Here is a 5,945-nt window from a genome sequence, read left to right as displayed (position 1 = left end):
ATCTTTACCGGCATTGTATTGCAACAGGCCGGCGTTTGATGTGCCCATCCAGATACGATGGTGATTATCTTCAAAAAAACAATTCACCATAAGCACCCCTTTTTCCTGGTTAGTTTTTGTGGCCACTGCCCTTACAATATTTAATAAAGAGTAGGTGAACATTTTTTTTGACAATGCATTGTACCTGTAAAAAAAAGGACCGCCGGTATTTATCCAGTAATTTTGTCTGCTGTCTTTCAGTATTCCCCTCAGTTCTTTTTTATCCATTAACTGCAGCAGCGGGTGCTGTACAGGATTATAAGCATGCGTATAAACTGAGTTTGTTTTTTTGTAAAATAAAGTAAGCCCATCCCAGTTGGCCTCCCATGATTCATCATTCATGTTATCAACAAAAAATAAATTGCTTTTTTGAGGTGTAAGAAAAGAGGCACAAAAAAAAAGACTGGATAATTTTTTATCTGATTTATTATATTGGTAAAGTCCATAATTGCCTGCCAGTGTAACTGCACCGTAAGTATCCGTGTAGCTGGTATATTTAAAACTACTGTCGGTTATTATTTTTTCTGCAGGGTAAGAAATGAATTTATTTTTTTGCAGATCCAGTTTTTCTATTTCGCCATTCATTATCCATAAACAATTGTTTTTTTTATCTGCAAATAAGTTGGCATCACCAGTATTTATTACTGAGCCGGGATTATTCACATTAAAAGGAAAATTTACAAAACGGGAACCATCGTACCGTTGCAAACCGTTTGGGGTTAATATCCATATATAACCTTTGCTATCCTGTACAATGGAGTTTATCCTGGTATTAAGTAAACCATCGGTTTGACTGATATGGCGAAAAATGTAATTGTCCCTTTGTTGTGCAAAAATATTTTTATCACAAAAAAATGCAACACAGTAAAGCACTATAACAAGACTTTTACACATATCGTAAAGCTACTTTAAATTTAACTTTCACATAATGTTGTACCGGTAATAAATTTATGCCAGCCGCAGCAAATCTTTTTTCAATCAGTATTTTCTTTCTGTAAAATTTTGTTTCTGCTGCAGTGAGGCCATCGGTATTAATTATCAATTTAGTTTTCTGCATACAAACCAGGCATTATTTTTTTTCTAAAATTTCTATTCGTTTCATGAGCAGATCAATTTGCTGTTGCTGGGTTTTTATCATTGCCTGTTGTTCCTGCATGGCTTTTACGAGGGGCACAACAAACTGCTCATAACTTAGGGTGTATAGCTGGTTAGAATTTTTCGGTACAGTAACACCACTAAAATCATAACCAGCTTCCTTCGCAGATTTTTCTACTTCCTGTGCAAGAAAGCCGGTTTCCTTTATTTTTTCTACATCATATTTTTCAGGATAAACTTTTGTTTCTTTATTGCCCGTTATTTTCATTGCTACATCAATACTTCGGTAATAAGTAACGGGGCGCAAACGCAAAATAAAATCGAGCCCTTTTACTTCCTCTTTAATGTTGTTTTTCATTCTTGCATCTGAATAGGTACTCCATGTCTTATTACCTCCATTCCATAAAGTACTTAAGTTGCCTATAAATACCTGGTTATTGGCGGCATTTGGATAGCCACGATTTCCAATGCTTATAGTGTTGGTGGCACCCGGTGAACCAGAGGAGGTTCCAGCGTCAGCTCCAATTGCTATATTTTCACTACCTCCATTTAAATAATAAAGGGCACCATCACCAATAGCCGTATTATAGTTTCCTGATGTGTTAGAATACAGCGCACTACTACCAATCGCAGTATTTTGATTTCCGGCATTGTTACTTACAAGCGAGGCATACCCTGATGCTGTATTGAGTGTGCCTGTAGTATTGCCCTGCAGTGCATAATTACCAACAGCCGTATTTTGAATTCCGTTAAAGGCAGAAGTTGGTGAATTTAAATAAAGAGCATTATAGCCAACAGCCACATTGCCAGTCTCCCAGCTAACACCACCATTATTGTATGATTGGTTATATAACGCATTGACTCCAATTGCTGTATTCTGGCTGGCTGTTGTATTAAATGTTAATGCAGAACCTCCGATAGCTGTATTTTCACTGCCAGAAGTATTATCTACAAGAGCATACGCTCCGTTGGCCGTGTTATAATATCCAGTAGAATTATTAGTTAGTGCATAAGCTCCAGTTGCGCTGTTATTACTTCCATTATTATTTAAAAGTGCTTTGTTTCCATTGGCTGTATTATCATAACCAATTGTATTTAACCATAGCGCTTTGTAACCAGTTGCTGTATTCCGAATTCCATTGTTGAATTGAAGCGCTGAAGCCCCCAATGCAGTATTTTCTCTCCCATAGGTGTTGCTTTGCAGTGCTCCTGCTCCATTAGCAGTATTACCTAATCCTGTAGTGTTGAGTTGAAGAGCCTGAAATCCGTTTGCAGTATTGACAGAACCGGTCGTGTTAGAAGCCCCGGCATCTCTTCCTATAAAAGTATTGTATAGCCCTCCTCCTGTGGCATTGTTCACACTGCCTGCATAAAGACCGACAAATGTATTGAATGGGTTATCCGAATGAATCGACATCAGATTTACGCCATCACTCCTGCGCAAACTAATAAGCGGGTTACTGTTGCTTTGTGTAGCATTTGCATCAATGAATAGTTGAGGGACATCGGCAGAACCTTTGATGTGCAGCTTAGCAAAAGGTGATACAGTGTTGATGCCAACATTAGTTCCATTATCAAAAAGCTGGGAATTGCTAATCGCATTTGCTGCAGTAAATTTTGAGATAAAATTTGTAGTACCATTTCCTCCTATTCCCAATGCAGATGAAAGGTTGCCCCATGCCGTTCCATTATAAAACCAAAAACTATTCGTATCGGTATCATACACAAATAAACCAGCGGCGGGTGTAGCAATGGCGGTACGCTGTGCGGAGTTCATACGTGGTGCCAGCATTCCTTTGGTAGTGCTTTTTATATCCAACAAGGCACTGCCATGTGCTGTTGTGCCATCTGTATTAATGGCTACACTTTGTGCATTTAACAAACAGGTACTTAAAAATGCCAGTACAAAAATGGCAGGCCGGAGGATAAATTTTCTTTTCATTATGTAAAATTTAATTTTTAAACACATTTATTTTTTAAAAATTTATGGTTAGTGTAATTGAATTTTTTTTATTCTTTTTTTGCCGTGAGTGTAAAATTTAAATTGGTTTCCCTGATAGAAGTTTTATCACCAATATGCCGGATGCCCTTGCCCTTAAAACTTTCATTGCCTTTTGAATCTTTTTCTACATCAAATTCTTTAAAAGAAATAAAGATGCCGTTGATGGTTGTTTTGGCTTTGTGTATGGGGAAGTCCATTTTTTTTGGGTAAGGAATCAAATCCTGGCCCACCATAAGAAATACAAACTGGTTGGCTACCAGGTTGGAAAAATCAATAAGAGCATCATTCACAAATATTTTTATTTTTTTTGCATCCACATCATACTCCGCATCAATGGGAATATTAAAATACGCAGGTGTAGCAAGCCCTCTTGCAATAGCACCAAAACCTAAAATATCCCTTTCGCTGGTAGCGACTGATACTGCCAGTGGCGTAAAGGTTTTAATGGGAACTACAACTATCTTTCCTTTGCTTACAGCATGAAAATCATTTTCTTTTGCTATATCCTGCCAGAAATTAAATTTTATTGCATTGCCTTCCAGGTTGCCCTTCATTTTAATAACCCCTCCATTATTTTTATCTTTTGGATAACGTAAAAAAAGTACGGCTTTCATTTCCACTCCATAAGTCCACCAGTTTTCTCCGGCATTATTTCTAAACTCAATGTTGTAATCATGCTTAAAATTTCCTTTATAAACACCACAGTATATTTTCAATAATACATCCAGTGCAAATTGTGCCAGGTCTGCAGCAATGCCTGCCTTTCCTAATTTAGTGCTTAGCGATTCTGCATCAACTTTTGAGGTAGCGTAAATCTTTGTAATTTCTTTTATTGGAAAATCATTAGGTGCTTCAATACCAATACCGGCATCATTAATGCCACCTGCTACTGCCGGTGCTGCTTTATCTGTAGCAATGTTTGCAAGAATAGTAAATATAGAACGTGACCATAAATTGGTAACCGTTTGAAATGCAGCACAGGCTTCGTTAAGGATTACGATGTATTCGCAAACAGTATTATCAAGCGGCTCGTGGTCTGCAATTTTTTCAAGTGCTTTTATTTGTTCTGATTGATCGGCAAGGTTGTCATTAAGCGCAGATAAATTACCTGCAAGCCCATGTGGAAGCCGCTTGCCGCTTTTTGCCAAGTGTGCAGTTTCTTTTCCGGCTTTATTAAGGTCTTTATAAAGTTTAAGTACATTATCAACTTTGTCTTTTACATCTGCTAGTTTTTTCTCCAGTTCTGTTTTGTCTTTGGGGCTGATGCCATCTGCTACTTTGGCTGCACTGTTCTTTAGCTTATCAAAGGCTTTGTTTATTTCAGCAATATTTTTATTGCACCAACTGCCCAAATCAGGCAATGTATAAACAGTAATTTTTGCCGACTGCTGTGCTTTCTTATCGCTGCTCATTACAGTTACAGTATATTCCCCGGGTTTATCGGCAGCAATCCAGGCAGTTTTATATTTGCCATCTGCAGCAAGTAATATTGATTTTACATCTTTGGTGGATGAACTGCTTACGGTTATTTCTACCTGGTTAAGATTTTTATATTTTACGCTCTCCCCGTTTATTAAAATAGTGCCGCCGGTAAAAACAGTATTTGCCGATAAGGCCAGGGTTATAAAACCATCGGTGGGTTTCATTTCTTTTTCTGCGGAGGCAGCAATGGTATTATTGTCTGCTGCATTTTTATTTTTCGGTTGTTGGCCAGCAGTATTATTTTTATCAATTTCATCTACTGAAGCGGTAGTATTATTTGCATTTTTTTTGGCCTTGTTTTTTTTTGGCATTTCAAAAATACTGTCCACACCTTTTCTAATTTCGTTATCAATTTTGTTTGATACACGCCATGCTGCATCATCTTTTATACGGGTAACTATTTTTTTTAAAATTTGTGCTTCTCCTTTCATCATCAATAAAAAAGATAGTAGCAATAACCATAGCTGTTTCATAATTATTTTATTGATGTTACGCATTAGCCGGTATAGAAGTCAATTTAAACAGGCCGTTATTTTTTAATTAGTACAGGTTAATACCAGTGTTCTTAATATTTACTGGTCTGTTTCATTAACGGTATGGATGTAAAATCACCGGTAATTTTTATGTCATCAAGTCCCGCTTCTTTTTGGATACCTGTAAAACTTCCGCTGCAGGTTTCGCCGGTTATGGAAATTTTAAATGTTCCTTCAGTAAGATTTGTCAAGAAATAAACTGGCCCCTTGCCGTCAGTTGTTAATTGTATATGTACCTCGCCAGCGTCTCCGTTGCCAATAGATAAATTGCCGGTTGCCGCTTTTTCAATAGTTGCTATTAAATTATAAATATTATCATCGCTGCTGAGCTTTAGCATCATATCTTTTTCTCCATCCTTATAGGTTGTTATTCCTCCTTGTGGAAACAGGGCTTTATACTCCACCACCAGTTTTTCCTTCTTAAAAATTTTTATAGAAGCTGATGTTGCGGCATCGGCTGCAGGACTTTCGTTTGTTATTGGGCTGCTATTATTTGATGCTGCACTTTTTTCAGTACTTGTATTGCTGCAGCTTATAAAAATTACCAGCAGCAGGAGGGGGTATGCATTTTTCATTTGTTGAAGTTTTTAGTCAGTGAAAATTTATTTTAATATGGATAAACTATTTTTTCTCCGCAATTGTGATACGAAAAAAGCCGTCTATAATTTCTACTCTTCTGGAAGTATCTGTAAAGCTTCCTTTGCCGGTTACAAAAAACTTGCCTTCTACCCAGTCAGCCTCCACTTTGGTAATTTCCATTTCTCCCTTAAAACCATCCCAATATTCTATTTTCC

5 protein-coding genes are annotated in these 5,945 nt (G+C 37.2%); all 5 read right to left on the bottom strand.

Features of this window, described 5'->3' with window-relative positions:
• A partial coding sequence (locus tag ACY65O_RS11275; RefSeq protein ID WP_462220959.1) for a ligand-binding sensor domain-containing protein occupies positions 1-933 on the bottom strand: 933 nt, incomplete at its 3' end.
• Positions 926-1,096 (bottom strand): hypothetical protein, encoded by a 171-nt coding sequence (locus ACY65O_RS11270; RefSeq protein WP_462220958.1) that lies wholly within the window; start codon positions 1,094-1,096, stop codon positions 926-928. The genes ACY65O_RS11275 and ACY65O_RS11270, both read right to left, overlap by 8 nt.
• Before the next feature lie 12 nt (positions 1,097-1,108).
• On the bottom strand, positions 1,109-3,076 hold the full coding sequence (locus tag ACY65O_RS11265) for a tail fiber domain-containing protein (RefSeq protein ID WP_462220957.1): 1,968 nt from the start codon (positions 3,074-3,076) through the stop codon (positions 1,109-1,111).
• Between the two features lie 68 nt (positions 3,077-3,144).
• Entirely contained in the window at positions 3,145-5,091 is a 1,947-nt protein-coding gene (locus ACY65O_RS11260; protein WP_462220956.1) for a hypothetical protein, read from the bottom strand.
• Positions 5,092-5,183: 92 nt separating this feature from the next.
• Entirely contained in the window at positions 5,184-5,726 is a 543-nt protein-coding gene (locus ACY65O_RS11255) for a hypothetical protein (RefSeq protein ID WP_462220955.1), read from the bottom strand.
• Positions 5,727-5,945: the final 219 nt, after the last annotated feature.

Origin of the sequence: Ferruginibacter sp., from assembly GCF_031430955.1 — a bacterium.
Classification (GTDB): domain Bacteria; phylum Bacteroidota; class Bacteroidia; order Chitinophagales; family Chitinophagaceae; genus Ferruginibacter.
Note: the sequence above shows the minus strand (reverse complement) of the source record. Positions and strands in the feature narration are given on the sequence as shown.

Bases quoted from the DNA above. Each gene is read 5' to 3' on its own strand.
- ACY65O_RS11265 (WP_462220957.1), bottom strand. From the start codon at position 3,076: ATGAAAAGAAAATTTATCCTCCGGCCTGCCATTTTTGTACTGGCATTT.
- ACY65O_RS11270 (WP_462220958.1), bottom strand. From the start codon at position 1,096: ATGCAGAAAACTAAATTGATAATTAATACCGATGGCCTCACTGCAGCA.
- ACY65O_RS11260 (WP_462220956.1), bottom strand. From the start codon at position 5,091: ATGAAACAGCTATGGTTATTGCTACTATCTTTTTTATTGATGATGAAA.
- ACY65O_RS11255 (WP_462220955.1), bottom strand. From the start codon at position 5,726: ATGAAAAATGCATACCCCCTCCTGCTGCTGGTAATTTTTATAAGCTGC.